Source organism: Gluconobacter sp. OJA, assembly GCF_039638325.1.
Classification (GTDB): domain Bacteria; phylum Pseudomonadota; class Alphaproteobacteria; order Acetobacterales; family Acetobacteraceae; genus Gluconobacter; species Gluconobacter cerinus.
Genome location: NZ_JBDIWI010000001.1, coordinates 1,425,865 through 1,442,058 on the forward strand (window position 1 = coordinate 1,425,865; position 16,194 = coordinate 1,442,058).

The following is a 16,194-nucleotide window of genomic DNA, read 5'->3' on the forward strand; positions in this document are numbered from 1 at the left end:
TCAGACCACCAGAGTGTAAGGGTTCTGTACGATGTCGCGCAGGGCGTTCAGCCACTGTGCGCCAAGCGCGCCATCAACGGCACGATGATCAACAGAAAGTGTCGCCGTCATGACGGTTGCAATTGCAAGCTGGTCTCCACGAACCACAGCACGTTTCTCGCCCGACGCAATAGCCAGGATACCAGCCTGCGGCGGATTGATGATCGCGGCGAAATCGCGGACTCCGAACATTCCCATGTTGGAGATCGAGAACGTCCCACCTTGGAATTCTTCCGGCTTCAGCTTGCCTACACGGGCACGCTTGGCCAGATCCTTGGCTTCACGACTGATTTCGCGCAGGGACTTCTGGTCCGCATTCCGAATAATTGGGGTGATAAGGCCATCTGGAATGGAAACAGCCATCGAGATGTCCACATTATCGAAATGCAGCGTCTCCGAGTCTGTAAACTGGACGTTCAGACCTTGCACCTTCTTGAGTGCCAGCCCTACGGCCTTGATCATCATGTCATTAACAGAAAGCTTGAAGCTATTGTCTTCAGCCGTCGCGTTCAGTTTGGAACGAAGCGCAAGCAGAGCATCAAGTTCGATGTCCACAGATACATAAAAATGCGGCACCTGCGTTTTTGATTCCGTCAGGCGCCGCGCAATGACTTTACGCATCGTGGAATTCGGAACGCGCGTTAAGGAACCCTCGTTAGCAACGGGTGCCGCGGGCGTAGCTTTCGGTGCGGTCGTAGCCGGCTGGCCGCCCTTCTCTACATCGCGCTTTAGAATACGACCGTTTGGTCCCGTTCCGTTGAGCGACGCGAGAGCAATTCCGCGCTCTTTTGCCATACGCTTTGCAAGCGGAGAAACAAAAATACGCTCAGAAGTGTCTGCCGTAACTGCTGCCTTGGTGACGGGCGTAGGTGCATTTACGGGAGCAGCAGGCGCATCAGCGGCAGCTATTGTGGCGGGTGCCTGTGCTGAAGACGCTGCTGGAACATCTTCGCCTTCTTCGACAAGAATAGCGATAGGTGTGTTAACAGCGACACCTTCTGCGCCTTCCTGAACGAGGATACGGCCGAGAATTCCTTCGTCTACCGCTTCAACTTCCATCGTGGCCTTGTCGGTCTCGATTTCAGCGATCACGTCTCCGGCAGAGACTGTGTCGCCTTCGTTTTTAAGCCAGCGGGCCAGCTTGCCCTCAGTCATTGTCGGCGACAGGGCCGGCATCAAAATATCGATTGCCATTGTCGGTCAGTCCCCGAACTGCTTGCGGACCGCTTCCACAACCCACTCGGGTTTCGGAAGTGCCAGTTTTTCAAGATTGGACGCGTAGGGCAGCGGCAGGTCAAGCCCGCAGACGCGCGCCGGAGGCGCATCGAGCCAGTCAAAAGCCTGCTCAACGGCGACCGTGCAGATTTCTGCGCCGATACCCGCAACCGGCCAGCCTTCTTCAACGGAAACAATCCGGCTCGTCTTCTTGACGCTCTTGATGATCGTTTCAGTATCAAGGGGCCGCAGCGTACGAAGGTTGATGACTTCGGCTTCAATGCCCTCTTCTGCCAGCTCGGCAGCGGCATCGAGCGCAACGCCAACCATGATGGAGAACGCAACCAGAGTCACGTCTTTACCTTCACGCTCGATCTTGGCCTTCCCGATCGGCAGGATGAAGTCTTCATCCGTAGGGCATGGGAATTTCTGGCCGTACAGGATCTCGTTTTCCAGCACGACGACCGGGTTTGGATCCCGAATAGCTGCGCGCAGAAGACCCTTCGCATCCGCGGCGGACCACGGAGCAACGACCTTCAGGCCAGGAATATGAGCATACCAGCTTGCAAAGCACTGGGAGTGCTGAGCGCCGACGCGTGCTGCGGCACCATTCGGACCACGGAAGACGATCGGGCAGCCCATCTGTCCACCGGACATGTAAAGCGTCTTGGCGGCAGAATTAATAATATGATCAATGGCTTGCAGCGAGAAGTTCATTGTCATGAACTCAACGATAGGCTTCAGGCCCGTCAGGGCCGCGCCGACCGCCATGCCGGTAAAGCCGTGCTCGGTGATTGGCATGTCGATCACACGCTTTTCACCAAACTCATCCAGCAGACCCTGGCTGATCTTGTAAGCGCCCTGATACTGGGCAACTTCCTCACCCATCAGGAAGACGTCTTCATCACGGCGCAACTCTGCAGCCATCGCGTCCCGAAGAGCTTCGCGAACCGTAATGTTTTTCGTTTCGCCCCAGTCTTTCTCGTTGTCAGCCTGCTTGATGGCGGGAGCTTCGACAATGGCAGGTGCGGATGGAGTTTCGATAGCAACCGATGCGCCAACAGCTGGATCGGCTGAACGCGTCACGTTTTCGGCGGCGGCTACGTCTTCGCCATCCTCAAGAAGGACAGCAATAGGCGTATTGACGGCAACGCTCTCGCTGCCTTCGGGCACGAGAACCTTACCGAACACACCATCATCAACGGCTTCGACTTCCATCGTGGCCTTGTCGGTTTCAATCTCGGCGATCACATCGCCAGACTTCACTGTATCGCCAGGCTGACGAAGCCAGCGTGCGATTGTACCTTCGGTCATGGTCGGCGACAGGGCCGGCATCAGAATCAGAGATGCCATGGAAATCAGGCCTCCACCAAAATGTCAGTCCAGAGTTCGGAGGGATCCGGCTCAGGACAGGTCTGTGCAAATTCAACAGCGTCCGCCACGACGGCTTTCACTTCGGTTTCAATGTCCTTGAAGATGCTTTCTTCGATGCCGTTGCGCAGCATTTCAGCCTTCAGGGTTTCAATCGGATCACGTGTCCGACGCATTTCTTCAACTTCAGCACGATCACGGTATTTGGCCGGATCAGACATGGAGTGCCCGCGGTAACGGTAGGTTTCCATTTCCAGCAGGAAAGGTCCCTTCCCGGAGCGGCAGTGTTCCATGGCTTCCTGCGCAGCCTGGTGGACGGCAAAAATGTCCATACCATCGACCTTGCGGCTCGCGATGCCCCAAGGCTCAGCATTACGAGAAAGGTCTTTGGAGGCAGAGGCACGTTCAATGGACGTGCCCATGCCGTATCTGTTGTTCTCGATGACGTAGATGCAGGGAAGTTTATGCAAGGCCGCGAGATTGAAGCTCTCGTAGACCTGTCCCTGAGCTGATGCGCCTTCGCCAAAATAGACGATGGAGACTTCGTCCGTGCCCCGATACATGTTCGCAAAGGCCAGGCCCGTGCCTAGAGCCACCTGCGCACCGACGATGCCATGGCCGCCGTAGAATTCTTTTTCGCGGGAGAACATGTGCATGGAACCACCCTTGCCGCGTGAATAGCCGCCTGCCCGCCCGGTGAGCTCTGCCATTACGCCGCGGGGTGTCATGCCTGCCACGAGCATCTGGCCATGGTCACGGTATGAGGTGATGGATTTATCACCCTGCTTCATATTCAGACCGATGCCGGCCACAACCGCTTCCTGCCCGATGTAAAGATGGCAGAAGCCGCCAATCAGGCCCATTCCGTAAAGCTGGCCAGCTTTTTCCTCAAAACGTCGGATAAGAAGCATGTCCTTGTAGGCTTGCTTCATTGTTTCCGGCGAAAGGGCCGGACCATTGCTCCGGTAGGAAGCGGACGTTGTCTCGCCCATGGCAGGTCTCCTGCAAATGCACAAATCTGGGGAAGCTCTTACCGTCACTCGACCCGGAAGGCCAGAGTGGCCCCAGTTACATCTCCGAAAGGAAAAGCAGGAGGGCGTGAGCTCAATGCGGAATGACAAGGCTGAGAGGGGAAGATCGCCCTCTCAGCAGAAAAAATTAGACGAAACCTAAAAGACGGCGTGCAGCCTGGCCGGGATCGTCTTCACGAAGGAGGCTTTCTCCGACAAGCACGGCACTCGCGCCGACTTCCCCGACTTTTAGAAGATCATCCTGGGTTTTAATGCCGCTCTCGGACACAACCAGACGATCAGGTGGAACCATAGGGGCCAAATCAAGCGTTGTCTGAATGTCTGTCTTCAGGGTGCGGAGGTTTCGGTTGTTGATGCCGATCAAAGACGTGTCGAGCGCAAGAGCCCGGTTCAGTTCGTCAGCATCATGCACTTCAACCAGCACATCCATGTCCAGGCCACGTGCAATTCCAATGAGTTCCGATGCCTGCGTTTCTGTCAGGGCGGCCATAATCAGAAGGATGCAATCCGCCCCAATCAGACGACTTTCGTGGACCTGCCAGGGATCAAGAATGAAGTCCTTGCGCAGGATTGGAAGGCTGCAGGCCTCGCGAACGGCACGGATATCATCTGTGCTGCCGTGGAAACATGATCCTTCCGTCAGAACGGACAGGCACGTTGCACCTGCAGCCTGGTAAGACAGCGCAATTTCAACAGGATTGAAATTTGGGCGGAGCACACCAGCGGATGGAGACGCCTTCTTGATTTCCGCGATCAGTCCAACCTGTCGGTCTGCTGTCAGATGCTGAAGAGCTTGACCGAAGCCTCGTGTCGGCGCCGTGACTTCACGCGCGCGCAGCGTGATCTCCTTGAGAGACATGATCTGTGAACGCTGTTCTACATCTACCCGTGTGCGGGCGCAGATGCGAGCAAGAACGTCGCTGCGATCGGTTGTCTCGACGGCGGGATCCTTGATGGGCGGCGTGGTCGTCTCCGGAACTTCCGGGTCAGGAAACTGCTCTACCCCTTCAGGTGCATAGGTCATCGCGGGTCGCTGATGCATGAAGGTCATGATAGTCCTGCGTTTGTTTTTATAAGGGTGGAATTTGTCATGGCCGCTCTGTCCAGAGCTGCGCGCGCGGAGCCATCGTCGATGGCACTCGCTGACAGAGCCACATTGTTACGAAAAGCCTGCGCGTCAATTGTGCCGTTCTGCACGACGCTACCTCGGCCTGCCACATGCAGGGCAGCTGCAGCATTCAGAAGTACAGTATCACGATACGGGCCGGGAGCGCCATTGAGGAGTGCGCGCAGGGCGACGGCGTTCTCTTCAGCGTTTCCGCCGCGAACGGCAGAGATTGGCGTTCTAACCATTCCTGCCATCTCGGGCTCGAATGAAAGGGAGAGAACTTTCGCATTTTCAAGGCAGACAATCTGAGCTGGGCCTGCCAGCGTCAGTTCATCGCTGCCGCCCTCATCTGTGGTTCCGTGAAGGGCCCAGACATGCGTGCTGCCAAGATTGGCCAAAGTCCGGACGACAGGTTCGCACCACCGGGCATCAAAAACACCGATAAGCTGGCGATGAACCTGCGCAGGATTGCACAAGGGGCCAAGCAGATTGAAGAGAGTTCTGAAGCCAAGAGCTTTCCGGATCGGTGCGGCATGACGCATCGCGGGATGATGAAAAGGTGCGGCCAGAAAGGTCAGATTGTTTTCACGTAGCCGATGGGACTGAAGCGTCAGGTTATCGGTCGGGGGGATGCCCAAAACTTCCAGTACATCCGTGGCGCCGGAGCGGGATGAAAGTGCCCGGTTGCCATGTTTGGCTACAGGAACGCCGAGGCCTGCCAGAACGAATGCAACCGCAGTGGAGACATTGAGCGTCCCTAGCCCATCTCCGCCCGTTCCGCAGACATCCAGGGTGTTATCAGGCACGTCAGGCAAGGTCGTCATATATCGTCGGACGGCTTGAACTGCGCCTGTGAGCTCCGCCTCTGTTTCACCGCGAACTTTGAGAGCTGTCAGGAATGCGGCGAGTAAAGGAGCGTCTACGGAGCCGGCCATGATGGCGGAAAATGCAGCATCAGCTTCGTGCGATGCCACAGATTTGCCATCAGCAACCTTGCGAAGAACGGCTGCAAAATCTGTCTTTTCTGTCATGCCGCTTCAGTAGCTTTGTGCTGAATACCGGCAATGGTCAGGAAATTAGAAAGAAGTTCACGGCCTGCAACCGATGCGATGCTTTCAGGGTGGAACTGTACACCGTGAATGTCGTAGTCCCGGTGGCGAATGCCCATGATCACGCCATCTTCCGTAAAAGCGTTGACGATCAGTTCGGGAGGAATGGTCGCGGGATCGAGCGTCAGGCTATGATAGCGCACGACGTTTACGGGGTTAGGTAAGCCTGCAAAAACACCCGTCCCGTCGTGATTTACAGGGCTGATCTTTCCGTGCATCGGCACGGGCGCCCGAACGACAGTGGCGCCAAAAACCTGACCGATGGCCTGATGTCCAAGGCATACGCCAAATACGGGAAACTTTCCGGCCGCGGCTCGGATCAGCTCACAGCAGATCCCCGCACCGTCTGGTGCACAAGGGCCTGGCGAAATCACAATGGCAGACGGGTTGAGCGCAAGTGCTTCGTCCACGCTCAGCGCGTCATTTCGTCTCACATCACATTCAACACCCAGTGCGCCCAGATGGTGGACGATGTTGAATGTGAAGCTGTCGTAGTTGTCGATGAGCAGGATCATGGCAACAGGATGGCCTTCACGTTTCGTTACGTCAAATGCAACATTGTTTCAGGATTTTGCTGCGTTGGAGACAGCAACTTCGGCTGCCCTGAAAAGAGCTCTCGCCTTGACCTGTGTTTCACGAAATTCGGAGTTGGGATCGCTGTCCGCGACCACGCCGCAGCCGGCCTGAACATACATCTGGCCGTTTTTGAGAACGGCCATACGGAGCCCGATGCAGGTGTCCATTTCCCCGTCCGCTCCGAAATATCCGACGCATCCTGAGTATGGCCCCCGACGGGTCGGTTCCAGCTCATCGATGATCTGCATGGCGCGGATTTTTGGCGCTCCGGTCAGGGTTCCTGCCGGGAATGCCGCGACGAGGGCATCCATAGCCGTTTTGCCTGCTTTGATCTGCCCTGTGACGGTCGAAGAGATGTGCATCACATGGCTGTAGCGTTCGATCACGAACTGATCCGGCACTTCTACTGTGCCAAGTTCGGAAACACGTCCGACATCGTTGCGGCCCAGATCAATGAGCATCAGATGTTCAGCCAGCTCTTTCTTGTCGGCGAGCAGTTCTCTCTCGAGTGCCAGATCATGCTCCCGATCCGTTCCACGAGGACGTGTCCCGGCTAGCGGACGAACCGTGACTTCCCCTTCCCTCAAACGAACAAGAATTTCGGGGGAAGATCCGACCAGCGCGTAATCTTCCAGCTCCATCAGGAACAGGAATGGTGCCGGATTGACGCGGCGCAGGCTGCGATAGAGGGCAAGCGGTGAAAGTGGGAACGGTGTCGTAAATCGCTGGCTCGGGACAATCTGGAAGGCATCTCCAGCCGCAATGTAATCCTGTGCCTTGCGAACGTTCGCTTCAAACTGCTCCTGCGTCATATTGCAAGACGGCGGTGCCAACTCACTTCCTGCTGGAAGTGTCTCGCTGGCATTTTCCAGTGGAGCAGCCAGTGCTTCACGCGCACGATCCAAAAGCGCATGGCCTTCTGCTTCCGTCATTGAGCCACGGATAGGCACTGCAAGGGTCAGCTCATCACGCACGGAGTCAAAGACCGCGAAGAGCTGCGGACGGATCATGATCCCTTCCGGCAGGTCCAGATCGTTGACGGGAACATTCGGCAGAAATTCCATCTGCCGCACCATGTCGTATCCCAGGACGCCAAAGACCCCGCCGATCATGGGAGGCATATCGACCGGCAGCGTCATCTGGCTCTGGTCGATAATGTCCTTCAGGGTCTCCAGCGGGTTCCCCTCCAAGGGCGTCCCGTCCAGAGCCGCTTCACCGTTACGGCACTTCCAGACCAGATCAGGCAGAAGTGCAATCACGGAATATCGACCACGCGCGGCTCCACCCTCCACACTCTCCAGAAGCATCCGATACGGATCATCAGAGAGGCGTGACAACCGGAGGTAGGCTGAGACAGGCGTTAGAAGGTCTGCGGCTTCAATGCTGTGAACGATGCTCATCACTGCGCTCCGCCTGCGTTCCCCGGTGACGTGGACGCCACGACCTGATTGAAGAGATTGGTGTTCAGGTGCGACACCGGCACTGTTTTTTCAAGGCTGGCGTCCAGGGCGGCAGGGATATCAGCCTGAAGAGCCTGAACGTACTGGGCCGACAGCTCCTTTTGCAGAGAAGCAGCATCTGCTTCTGCGCCCGGCTTCTGCCCTGTCACGTTGACGATCCAGAAAGCATCCGGCCCTTCATACATGCCTGTTGTGCCGACCTTCAGGCCGAATGCGGCACGAAGAACATTCTGAGGAAGAGACTGGTCCGGGTGGATGCGGGAAATTGTCACATCCTTGCGGAGGCTGGACGCTTCAGCCTGACCTTCGAGTGCCTTTGCCAGTGTGCTTTTCTTGGCTTCCGTGAACAGGGCCGTGGTGCGTGTGTCAGCGGCATGACGCTGCTGCTCGGCTGTCCAGGCCTGAACGATCTGATCCCGCACATCAGCGAACGGACGGCGCGTTCCAGGATGGACTTCGTCCACCACAACGGCGAAGGCAGAGCCATCCGGGCCGTTTACAACAACTGGCTGGGCATCTTTCTTCTGAGAGAAGATATGCTGAACGATGGACTGACGCAGGCCTGCGTCGCCCGGGATTGGTGCCGGGGTTCCGTCCTGCATCAAGCCATGGGAATCAAGTGAGCCAGCTGCTGGCACCGCACCAAGGTTGGATGGAATTTTCTCAAGCGTTGTAGAGCCTGCAATCGCGTCCTGAAACTGCTTCAGGCGCGCCTGAAGTGCTTCGGGAGCTTCCTGCTTCTGGACCTGATCGCGCAGTTCAGGCTTAGCCTGCTCGAAAGTGGTCTGATGAGGGGCGACGACATCCGTGATGTTGAATACGACCCAGCCTGCTGCCGTTTTCGTCGGACCACTGATCTGATTGGCGGGCGCTCCAAAAGCTGCCTTGGCTAGCTCGGGGTTCGGAATGTCACTTTCGCGGACGTGCGGAAGAGCGACAGCCGCGGCATCCGGATAAGCCTTCTGGATCGCGTCCCACGCATTGGTGTTGCGCCATGCCGTAGCCGCAGCATTGGCTTTGCTCTCGTCCTGGAACGTCAGAACCTGAAGCGTGCGTGTTTCCGGCATGTTGTACGTGCGGGACTGAAAATCATACAGTTTATGTAGAACGTCATCCGGCACTTCAATTGTCTTGGCGACGCTGTCCGCCGTCATTACGACCATCTTGGCATGACGATATTCCGTGGTTCGGAAATCCTGCGGATGATTGTCGTAATAGCGATGAAGCTGCTCGTCGGTTGGGGCCGCTGACACTGCTGTTGAAGTGAACGGAACGCGCAGAACATCCATGACGCGCTGATCTGCATCGAAGGCGAACAGACGGTTCAGAAGGGATGTTGGTGCCTGAACGGAAGCGCCCATACCCTGAAGCAGGGCACGGGAAATAATGTCCTCGCGAATCATCTGGATCAGGCGTTTTTCGGTAATGCCAATGCGGGCCAGTCGGTCATTCAGCATGCTGCGATCAAATTGACCTGCTGCATTGTGAAAAGCCGGGATCGCGAAAATTTCTTTCCGGATCAACTCATCTGGCACAACCATGCCGGCACGCTCGCCTGCAAGTTGTACCTCATTCTGTATCACGAGATTGTGAAGAACCTGACGTGCAATCTGCTGCTTCGTGCCGTCCGGCAAATGCGATGGATCAGACAGTCCCATCTGCTGGGCTGCTGCCGGTAACTGTGCGGAGAGTGCCCGCGCAAGGTCATCCGGTGTGATCGTTCTGTTCCCGATCGTGACGATCGTATTGGAGCTGCTTGTCCCCATATTGGAATAGACGTCTCCTACACCCCACCCGATGAAGGCCAGGAAAATCAGGATTGCGGCGGCACGGCCGGCCCAGGAGTCAACAAGGAGGTGGCGTAGGGTGGTAATCATAGGGTCAGGACGGATCCGGATGGCGGGATGGTGCGGACGGGGAAGGCCCGCTAGAACTTGCCGCACCATAATGTCGTGAGCCGCGCTTGACCAGAAGCTGACAGGCCACCCCCAGGAGGAAGCATGAATGTAACGCCGAAACTCGTCATCGGGAACTGGAAGATGAATGGCTTGCGGGAGGCGTCACTGCAACTTGCAACAGCTGTGGCCGAAGGTGCGCGTTCGCTGCCTGACGATGTACGGATGGTCATTTGCCCACCCTTCACGCAACTGGACCGTGTGGCTGAGGCACTTGAGGGCGCAGGAGCATCCATAATGCTGGGAGCGCAGGACTGTCATACTGCGGTTTCCGGTGCTCATACAGGTGATATTTCGGCTGAAATGCTCGCCGATACTGGCGCGCGTTATGTTCTTCTGGGGCATTCGGAACGTCGGCAGGCCCATGGTGAAAACGACGCTTTGATCCGGCAAAAGGTGCAGGCGGCAGAAGCTGCCGGGCTGATTCCTGTTGTCTGTATCGGGGAAACGATGGCCGAGCGGCAGGATGGTCGTGCGGCAACAGTTCTGGCCAGTCAGATTGACGGCTCTTTGACCGATAATTTCAATGGCGTGCTGGCGTATGAGCCTGTCTGGGCGATTGGAAGTGGCGTCACTCCATCCCGGGAAGAGCTTGAACGGACGCTGCTTTTGTTGCGTGGTCTGTTGCAGTCCCGTCTCAAGATGGATGACATTCGCGTGCCAATCCTGTATGGCGGCTCCGTAACACCGGCCCAGGCGCCGACTATTCTTTCCATCGGGGTGCTTGGCGGAGTGCTGGTTGGTAGTGCCAGCCTGGAGGCCAGAAGCTTCCTGCGCATTGCCGAAGCGGCATCGCTCCGTCTCTCATCCCAACCATTGTCCGGACCCTATCGTTCATGACCACTTTTCTGCTTGTCATCAATCTGCTGGTCACACTGGCCCTGATCGGTACGATCCTGATCCAGCGCAGTGAAGGCGGCGGCCTCGGCATCGGTAGCAGCCAGGGCATGGGCTCCTTCATGACTGGCCGCGGCACGGCAACGCTGCTGACGCGTGCGACATCTGTGCTTGCTGGCGTTTTCATGCTGCTCTGCCTCGTTCTGGCACTTCTGAACCGCGGTGCTTCCTCGGGTGTCGGCGGCCATGATATCCTTGCAGATCCCCCTGCCCCGGCTGCTGCAACGACGGCTCCTGTCACGCCTGCGACCCCTGCTGCTCCGGCTCCTGCCGAGACGCCCGCTCACTAACTGAATCGGGAAGCATCTCGACGCTTCCCCTCGCCCCCACCTTCGGTGTATGAGGAGCGCCCATGACGCGCTTCGTATTCATCACCGGCGGTGTGGTATCTTCTCTCGGCAAGGGCATCGCTTCTGCGGCTCTTGCTGCTCTCCTCCAGGCACGCGGTTACAAGGTCCGCATGCGTAAGCTGGACCCTTACCTGAACGTGGATCCGGGCACGATGAGCCCGTATCAGCATGGTGAGGTGTTCATTACTGACGACGGGGCCGAAACCGACCTCGACCTTGGTCATTATGAGCGCTTTACGGGCGTCCATGCCCGCCGTGCAGACAACACCACAACAGGTCGCATCTATTCCGATGTCATCGCCCGCGAACGTCGCGGCGACTATCTGGGCGGAACCGTTCAGGTCATCCCGCACATCACGGACGCCATCAAGGATGTCGTGGTGGCTGGGACGGAAGAGTATGATTTCGTTCTGGTGGAAATTGGCGGAACGGTTGGCGACATTGAGAGCCTTCCTTTCCTTGAAGCCATTCGTCAGCTTCGCAATGATCTGGGGCATAACCAGACCATGTGTGTGCATCTGACGCTGCTGCCCTACATTCCCTCAGCCGGTGAGTTGAAGACGAAGCCGACGCAGCATTCCGTCAAGGAACTGCAGAATGTCGGCATTCAGCCGCAGGTTCTGCTGTGTCGTTCGGATCGTCCGATTCCGGAAAACGAACGCCGCAAGATTGCGAACTTCTGTAACGTCCGTTCGGAAGCGGTGATTGCAGCGCTGGACGTGGATACGATCTACGCGTGCCCGATTTCGTACCATAACGAAGGCATGGATCGCGAAGTTCTGCGTTACTTCGGTCTGCCGTTCGAAGGTTCGCCGGACCTGACGCGCTGGGAAAAGATTGTCCACGCGATTCGCGAGCCTGAGGGCGAGGTCAAGGTTGCTGTCGTCGGCAAGTACACGGCGCTTCTGGATAGCTACAAGTCGTTGGCGGAAGCCCTGCTGCATGGCGGGATTGCGAACAATGTGCGCGTCAAACTCGACTGGATCGAATCGGAAGAATTCGAGAAGTCGGGTGATATTGCCGAGCGCCTGAAGGATGCAGATGCCATTCTGGTTCCGGGTGGATTCGGTGAGCGTGGCGCAGAAGGCAAAATTCAGGCCGTCCGCTATGCGCGTGAAAACGGCATTCCGTTCCTTGGCATTTGCTTCGGCATGCAGATGGCCGTGATTGAATGCGCCCGTTCGCTTGCTGGCCTCACCAAAGCGTCTTCCACCGAGTTCGGCCCCACGAGTGAGCCACTGGTTGGTCTCATGACGGAATGGGCAAACGGCAATGAGCTGATGCGCCGCCGTGAAGGTGGTGATCTTGGCGGAACGATGCGTCTCGGTGCATTCCCGGCCAAGCTGGCTGCAGGATCACGCGCCGCTGAGATCTATGGCACGACCGATATTCGGGAGCGTCACCGTCATCGCTGGGAAGTGAACCTTCACTACAAGGATCGTCTGGAAAAGACGGGTTTGCGCTTCTCCGGAATGTCTCCGGACGGCGTTCTGCCGGAAGTCGTGGAATATCCAGATCATCCATGGTTCATCGGCGTGCAATATCATCCGGAACTGCTGTCCAAGCCGTTTGATCCGCATCCGCTTTTCGCCGGATTTATCGGGGCAGCTCGCAAGCGGGCTGAAAGCAAGTGAGCTTCCAGATTGGAAAGCTCGAGATTGGTCAGGACCGGCCCTTCACGCTGATTGCAGGGCCGTGCCAGATTGAATCCCGAGATCATGCCGTGGAGATGGCAGATGCTCTCTCCACGTTATGTCGAGAGCTGGATATCGGGCTGATCTACAAGAGCAGTTATGACAAGGCGAACCGTAGTTCCGTGAATGCGGCCCGCGGTGTAGGCATGGAGATGGGGCTGGATATTCTGGCTTCTATCCGCGAACGCTTTGATGTTCCTGTTCTGACGGATGTTCACGCTGCCGAGCAATGTGCTGTCGCTGCGGAAGCGGTGGACGTGCTCCAGATCCCTGCTTTCCTGTGTCGACAAACTGATCTGCTGCTTGCCGCCGGTGAAACGGGCCGTGCCATCAATGTCAAGAAGGGTCAGTTTCTGGCGCCTTGGGATATGGCACATGTCGCCGCTAAGCTGGCTTCAACCGGTAACGAGCGAATCATGCTCTGTGATCGTGGCACGAGCTTTGGTTACAACACGCTCGTCAGTGATATGCGCGGCCTGCCAATTATGGCTCAGACGGGCTATCCGGTTGTTTTCGATGCCACTCACTCTGTGCAGCAACCGGGTGGCCTAGGGGCCTCCACGGGCGGCCAGAGGGAGTTTGTTGAACCCCTCGCCCGTGCTGCGTTGTCGATCGGTGTTGCGGCAGTTTTCATCGAGACACATCAGGACCCGGATCATGCTCCGAGTGATGGTCCAACAATGGTGCCGCTTTCAGAAATGCGGGCCTTGTTGACCCGCCTTAAAGCGTTTGACGCTTTGGCCAAATCCTACAGCGTATAATTCTGTAAAGGTGCCAGGGCTGCCATGAGGAGACTTATGACAGCCCCCACCGTCAGAACGCCTCTTAGGGGCATGTACCCCGGTGGCAGCGCGCCATTCTTCCAGGCCATTCGTTCTACAGCAAACGTTGCCAGAAAACCGATAACCTCAAGCAGGTATCCGGCGCGCAGTCCTCCAAGCAGTCCGACGCACAGTGAAAGCCATGCCCAGAGTGCAGGGCAGACTCCCAGAAGGAGTCTCTGGCGGTCGCGATCTGCTGTTCCCTGAACTGTGATGATATCTGGCCGCTCCATGGCGAGGCCCCAGTGGACTGCACCGAGAAAAGACAGGATGCATGCCCCATAGGCCAGAAGAATAACGGTTAGATGCGGGAGTGGGGAGAAAAGTCCGGCGAGGAAAATCCACCCTCCAAGGGTCAGGAAAGGTATAAGTCCTGCCAAACCGAGGATCAGGGCGAAGAAAGGAAGACGCATGTCGTCGATTGACCTTGTGTTCTGATTTTGAGACGAGACGTGTGGTCCGTCCCGAACGGTTATGAGCCACCCCCGGTTCACGCATATCCAGGAGAGCTTCCATTGAGCGCCATTGTTGATATCACCGCCCGCGAGATCCTGGACAGCCGTGGTAACCCAACCGTTGAGGTTGAGGTTGAGCTGTCGTCTGGTGCCCGCGGTCGCGCCGCAGTTCCTTCCGGTGCTTCCACTGGTGCCCACGAAGCCGTTGAGCTGCGTGACGGGGACAAGTCCCGTTACAACGGCAAAGGTGTTCTGAAGGCCTGTGGTTTTGTCGAAGACGAAATCCTTGAAGTGCTGCAGGGTGCCGAATCCGAAGATCAGATCGCAATCGACAATGCGATGATCGAGCTGGATGGCACACCGAACAAGTCCCGCATTGGTGCGAATGCAATTCTCGGCGTTTCCCTCGCGGTTGCCAAGGCGACGGCAGAAGAGCTGGAGTTGCCGCTCTATCGCTATGTCGGTGGCGTTTTCGCACACACACTTCCGGTTCCCATGATGAACATCGTGAATGGTGGCGAACACGCGGATAACCCGATCGACATTCAGGAATTCATGATCCAGCCCGTTGGTGCGCCGACGTTGGCTGATGCCGTGCGCATGGGTTCTGAAATCTTCGCCGCTCTCAAGAAGGGTCTGTCTGCTGCTGGTCACAACACCAATGTTGGTGATGAGGGCGGGTTTGCTCCGGGTCTGAAGTCTGCCGATGAAGCTCTGAGCTTCATTACGAAGTCTGTTGAGGCTGCTGGGTATCGTCCAGGCGATGACGTGACGTTTGCCCTCGATTGTGCAGCGACCGAGTTCTACAGCAACGGCCGTTATAACCTGAAGGGTGAAGGCAAAGAGTTCGACTCTTCAGGCATGATCTCCTACCTCGAAGATCTCGCCAAGAAGTATCCGATTGTCTCCATTGAAGATGGTCTGGCTGAGGATGACTGGGAAGGCTGGGCTGAGCTGACGTCCCGTCTGGGTGATCGTCTCCAGCTTGTTGGTGATGATCTGTTCGTGACCAATCCTGAGCGCCTTCGTCGCGGTATCAAGGCCAAGACAGCGAACTCCCTGCTCGTGAAGGTCAATCAGATCGGCACGCTGACCGAGACGCTGGAAGCAGTCGAGACAGCCCACAAGGCTGGCTACACCTGCGTTATGAGCCACCGTTCTGGTGAAACTGAAGACGCTGTGATCGCAGATCTTGCTGTTGCTACGAACTGTGGTCAGATCAAGACGGGTTCCCTCTCCCGCTCTGACCGTACGGCTAAGTACAATCAGCTGATCCGTATTGAGCAGCAGCTCGGAAGCGCAGCCCGTTATGCGGGTCGCAGCATTCTGAAGTCCGCCTGATCAACAAACGCCGGCCTCCATTCAGGAGGCCGGTTTTATGTATGTGCTAAAATAATCTACTGCCTTGAACAACAGTGATTGTTTCGCAGCCTCTCTCTGAGCTACATTGATGGGAAGTTTTCAAGCCAAGGGAGCCTGTTACCCCGCGTGAGACCCGTCAGACTTATCAAACGTGCCATCCGCGCGGTTGCTCCCCCTGTGCTCTTTCTGTCACTGACCGCTTATTTCGGGTGGAACGCCCTTCACGGCGCTCATGGTATCCGTGCCTATCAGGATCAGCTTGTGCTTCAGCAGCAGGCTATCCAGGCGCAGCAGGATGCCAAGGATGAGCAGGCGGTGTGGCACCGTCGAGTGCTGGCTCTGAAAGAGAAGGCTCTTGATGCTGACATTCTGGATGAGCGTTCCCGTGCCATGCTCAATCTGACGCGTAACGGTGATATCGTTATCCCCTACGATCCGCACGACAAACTATTTTAAGAGCCGTTCTCGGCTCTTTTTTTATGTTCGGGAAAGTCTATTCGTCAGAAATTGAGCCAATAAAAAAGGCGACCCGAAGGCCGCCTTTTTTAACGTCGTATGATCCGCGAGATCTTACTTGATCTTGGCTTCGCGGAAGGTCACGTGCTTGCGGGCAACCGGGTCATACTTACGGACTTCCATCTTGCCCGTAGCAGAACGTGCGTTCTTCTTCGTGACGTAGAAGTAGCCGGTGTCAGCCGACGAGACGAGACGGATCTGAATAACGTTGCTTTTTCCCATGATACCCTCGGGC

At 56.8% G+C, this 16,194-nt stretch carries 16 protein-coding genes; 6 read left to right on the plus strand and 10 right to left on the minus strand.

What is annotated here, in order from left to right; translation table 11 throughout:
- The 8 genes from ABDK75_RS06765 to ABDK75_RS06800 form a co-directional block, all read right to left on the minus strand.
- Positions 1-1,233, minus strand: a complete 1,233-nt coding sequence (locus tag ABDK75_RS06765; protein ID WP_346005305.1) for a pyruvate dehydrogenase complex dihydrolipoamide acetyltransferase — start codon at positions 1,231-1,233, stop codon at positions 1-3.
- Between the two features lie 6 nt (positions 1,234-1,239).
- A complete protein-coding gene (locus ABDK75_RS06770) occupies positions 1,240-2,607 on the minus strand; it encodes a pyruvate dehydrogenase complex E1 component subunit beta (RefSeq protein WP_346005306.1) in 1,368 nt (455 codons plus the stop codon).
- A gap of 5 nt (positions 2,608-2,612) precedes the next feature.
- A complete protein-coding gene (gene pdhA, locus ABDK75_RS06775; protein WP_086633189.1) occupies positions 2,613-3,617 on the minus strand; it encodes a pyruvate dehydrogenase (acetyl-transferring) E1 component subunit alpha in 1,005 nt (334 codons plus the stop codon).
- A gap of 166 nt (positions 3,618-3,783) precedes the next feature.
- Positions 3,784-4,707: an indole-3-glycerol phosphate synthase TrpC gene (trpC, locus tag ABDK75_RS06780; RefSeq protein WP_211499030.1), complete on the minus strand. Its 924-nt coding sequence runs from the start codon at positions 4,705-4,707 to the stop codon at positions 3,784-3,786.
- Positions 4,704-5,795, minus strand: a complete 1,092-nt coding sequence (gene trpD / locus ABDK75_RS06785; protein ID WP_346005307.1) for an anthranilate phosphoribosyltransferase — start codon at positions 5,793-5,795, stop codon at positions 4,704-4,706. The genes trpC and trpD overlap by 4 nt, the downstream gene beginning before the upstream one ends.
- Complete coding sequence (locus tag ABDK75_RS06790) at positions 5,792-6,388, minus strand: aminodeoxychorismate/anthranilate synthase component II (protein ID WP_339408168.1); 597 nt, start codon at positions 6,386-6,388, stop codon at positions 5,792-5,794. The genes trpD and ABDK75_RS06790 overlap by 4 nt, the downstream gene beginning before the upstream one ends.
- Before the next feature lie 48 nt (positions 6,389-6,436).
- Positions 6,437-7,849, minus strand: a complete 1,413-nt coding sequence (trpE, locus tag ABDK75_RS06795) for an anthranilate synthase component I (protein WP_346005308.1) — start codon at positions 7,847-7,849, stop codon at positions 6,437-6,439.
- Positions 7,849-9,786, minus strand: a complete 1,938-nt coding sequence (locus ABDK75_RS06800) for a peptidyl-prolyl cis-trans isomerase (RefSeq protein ID WP_346005310.1) — start codon at positions 9,784-9,786, stop codon at positions 7,849-7,851. Before ABDK75_RS06800 ends, trpE begins: the two co-directional genes overlap by 1 nt.
- Before the next feature lie 123 nt (positions 9,787-9,909).
- On the opposite strand from ABDK75_RS06800, the gene tpiA reads away from it, so the two are divergent.
- From tpiA to kdsA, 4 genes are all read left to right on the plus strand, one after another.
- Positions 9,910-10,704: a triose-phosphate isomerase gene (gene tpiA / locus ABDK75_RS06805; protein ID WP_211504188.1), complete on the plus strand. Its 795-nt coding sequence runs from the start codon at positions 9,910-9,912 to the stop codon at positions 10,702-10,704.
- Positions 10,701-11,051 carry a preprotein translocase subunit SecG gene (gene secG / locus ABDK75_RS06810; protein WP_211499034.1) on the plus strand — a complete coding sequence of 117 codons (351 nt, stop codon included), beginning with the start codon at positions 10,701-10,703 and terminating at the stop codon, positions 11,049-11,051. Before tpiA ends, secG begins: the two co-directional genes overlap by 4 nt.
- Before the next feature lie 62 nt (positions 11,052-11,113).
- Positions 11,114-12,745, plus strand: coding sequence for a CTP synthase (locus tag ABDK75_RS06815; RefSeq protein ID WP_046901663.1), 1,632 nt, complete (start codon positions 11,114-11,116; stop codon positions 12,743-12,745).
- Positions 12,742-13,566: a 3-deoxy-8-phosphooctulonate synthase gene (kdsA, locus tag ABDK75_RS06820; protein WP_346005311.1), complete on the plus strand. Its 825-nt coding sequence runs from the start codon at positions 12,742-12,744 to the stop codon at positions 13,564-13,566. Before ABDK75_RS06815 ends, kdsA begins: the two co-directional genes overlap by 4 nt.
- Here the strand turns inward: kdsA and ABDK75_RS06825 are convergent.
- Complete coding sequence (locus ABDK75_RS06825) at positions 13,554-14,039, minus strand: DUF3429 domain-containing protein (protein WP_244591158.1); 486 nt, start codon at positions 14,037-14,039, stop codon at positions 13,554-13,556. The two genes, kdsA and ABDK75_RS06825, sit on opposite strands and share 13 nt — an antisense overlap.
- Before the next feature lie 102 nt (positions 14,040-14,141).
- Here ABDK75_RS06825 and eno point away from each other — a divergent pair, with 102 nt between their 5' ends.
- Both eno and ABDK75_RS06835 read left to right on the plus strand, forming a co-directional pair.
- The gene (eno, locus tag ABDK75_RS06830) at positions 14,142-15,422 is read left to right on the plus strand and encodes a phosphopyruvate hydratase (RefSeq protein ID WP_064272901.1); all 1,281 of its coding nucleotides are present in this window, start codon (positions 14,142-14,144) and stop codon (positions 15,420-15,422) included.
- A gap of 147 nt (positions 15,423-15,569) precedes the next feature.
- Positions 15,570-15,899 (plus strand): septation inhibitor protein, encoded by a 330-nt coding sequence (locus tag ABDK75_RS06835; protein ID WP_346005312.1) that lies wholly within the window; start codon positions 15,570-15,572, stop codon positions 15,897-15,899.
- A gap of 114 nt (positions 15,900-16,013) precedes the next feature.
- On the opposite strand, the gene rpmG is transcribed toward ABDK75_RS06835, so the two are convergent.
- Positions 16,014-16,181, minus strand: coding sequence for a 50S ribosomal protein L33 (gene rpmG / locus ABDK75_RS06840; RefSeq protein ID WP_046901668.1), 168 nt, complete (start codon positions 16,179-16,181; stop codon positions 16,014-16,016).
- Positions 16,182-16,194: the final 13 nt, after the last annotated feature.

Excerpts from the sequence above, each read along its gene's own strand:
- secG (WP_211499034.1), top strand. The coding sequence starts at position 10,701 with ATGACCACTTTTCTGCTTGTCATCAATCTGCTGGTCACACTGGCCCTG.
- ABDK75_RS06815 (WP_046901663.1), top strand. The coding sequence starts at position 11,114 with ATGACGCGCTTCGTATTCATCACCGGCGGTGTGGTATCTTCTCTCGGC.
- ABDK75_RS06765 (WP_346005305.1), bottom strand. The coding sequence starts at position 1,233 with ATGGCAATCGATATTTTGATGCCGGCCCTGTCGCCGACAATGACTGAG.
- ABDK75_RS06790 (WP_339408168.1), bottom strand. The coding sequence starts at position 6,388 with ATGATCCTGCTCATCGACAACTACGACAGCTTCACATTCAACATCGTC.
- trpE (WP_346005308.1), bottom strand. The coding sequence starts at position 7,849 with ATGAGCATCGTTCACAGCATTGAAGCCGCAGACCTTCTAACGCCTGTC.
- ABDK75_RS06825 (WP_244591158.1), bottom strand. The coding sequence starts at position 14,039 with ATGCGTCTTCCTTTCTTCGCCCTGATCCTCGGTTTGGCAGGACTTATA.
- tpiA (WP_211504188.1), top strand. The coding sequence starts at position 9,910 with ATGAATGTAACGCCGAAACTCGTCATCGGGAACTGGAAGATGAATGGC.
- trpC (WP_211499030.1), bottom strand. The coding sequence starts at position 4,707 with ATGACCTTCATGCATCAGCGACCCGCGATGACCTATGCACCTGAAGGG.
- pdhA (WP_086633189.1), bottom strand. The coding sequence starts at position 3,617 with ATGGGCGAGACAACGTCCGCTTCCTACCGGAGCAATGGTCCGGCCCTT.
- ABDK75_RS06770 (WP_346005306.1), bottom strand. The coding sequence starts at position 2,607 with ATGGCATCTCTGATTCTGATGCCGGCCCTGTCGCCGACCATGACCGAA.
- ABDK75_RS06800 (WP_346005310.1), bottom strand. The coding sequence starts at position 9,786 with ATGATTACCACCCTACGCCACCTCCTTGTTGACTCCTGGGCCGGCCGT.
- rpmG (WP_046901668.1), bottom strand. The coding sequence starts at position 16,181 with ATGGGAAAAAGCAACGTTATTCAGATCCGTCTCGTCTCGTCGGCTGAC.
- trpD (WP_346005307.1), bottom strand. The coding sequence starts at position 5,795 with ATGACAGAAAAGACAGATTTTGCAGCCGTTCTTCGCAAGGTTGCTGAT.